The sequence below is a fragment of the Ruegeria sp. BHSB064 genome (genome assembly GCF_059613205.1).
Window position 1 is genome coordinate 1 of sequence record NZ_JBXWSB010000258.1, and the last position, 1,036, is coordinate 1,036.

Here is a 1,036-nt window from a genome sequence, read left to right on the forward strand (position 1 = left end):
TGCGCCGGAAGAGAAAGCGCGCGGCATCACCATCTCGACCGCCCACGTGGAATACGAGACCGACAACCGCCACTATGCGCACGTTGACTGCCCCGGCCACGCTGACTACGTCAAGAACATGATCACCGGTGCCGCTCAGATGGACGGCGCGATCCTGGTTGTGAACGCTGCTGACGGCCCGATGCCGCAGACGCGCGAGCACATCCTGCTGGGCCGCCAGGTTGGCATCCCGAAGATGGTTGTGTTCCTGAACAAAGTGGACCAGGTTGACGACGAAGAGCTGCTGGAACTGGTTGAGATGGAAGTTCGCGAGCTGCTGTCTTCGTATGAATACCCCGGCGACGATATTCCGATCATCGCAGGTTCGGCTCTGGCCGCGATGGAAGGCAACAACCCGGAAATCGGCGAAGAGAAGATCAAGGAACTGATGGCGGCTGTTGATGACTACATCGACACCCCTGAGCGTGCTGTTGACCAGCCGTTCCTGATGCCGATCGAAGACGTGTTCTCGATCTCGGGCCGTGGTACCGTTGTGACCGGTCGTGTCGAGCGTGGCGTGATCAACGTTGGCGACGAGATCGAAATCGTTGGTATCCGCGACACCGCGAAAACCACCTGCACCGGCGTTGAAATGTTCCGCAAGCTGCTGGACCGCGGTGAAGCGGGCGACAACATCGGCGCGCTGCTGCGTGGTGTTGACCGTGACGGCGTTGAGCGTGGCCAGGTTCTGTGTAAGCCGGGTTCGGTTACACCGCACACCAAGTTCGAAGCCGAAGCCTACATCCTGACCAAGGAAGAAGGCGGTCGTCACACGCCGTTCTTCGCGAACTACCGTCCGCAGTTCTACTTCCGTACAACTGACGTGACCGGCACCGTGACCCTGGCCGAAGGCACCGAGATGGTCATGCCCGGCGACAACGTGTCGTTCGGCGTTGAGCTGATCGCGCCGATCGCGATGGAAAACGGCCTGCGCTTCGCCATCCGCGAAGGCGGCCGCACCGTCGGCGCCGGCGTTGTGTCGAAAATCATCGAGTAA

General features: G+C 60.6%; 1 protein-coding gene. It reads left to right on the top strand.

From position 1 onward, the window contains the following. Positions 1-1,036, top strand: a 1,036-nt coding sequence (tuf, locus tag AC2FNU_RS24785; protein ID WP_496794310.1) for an elongation factor Tu, incomplete at its 5' end; no start/stop codon positions are given.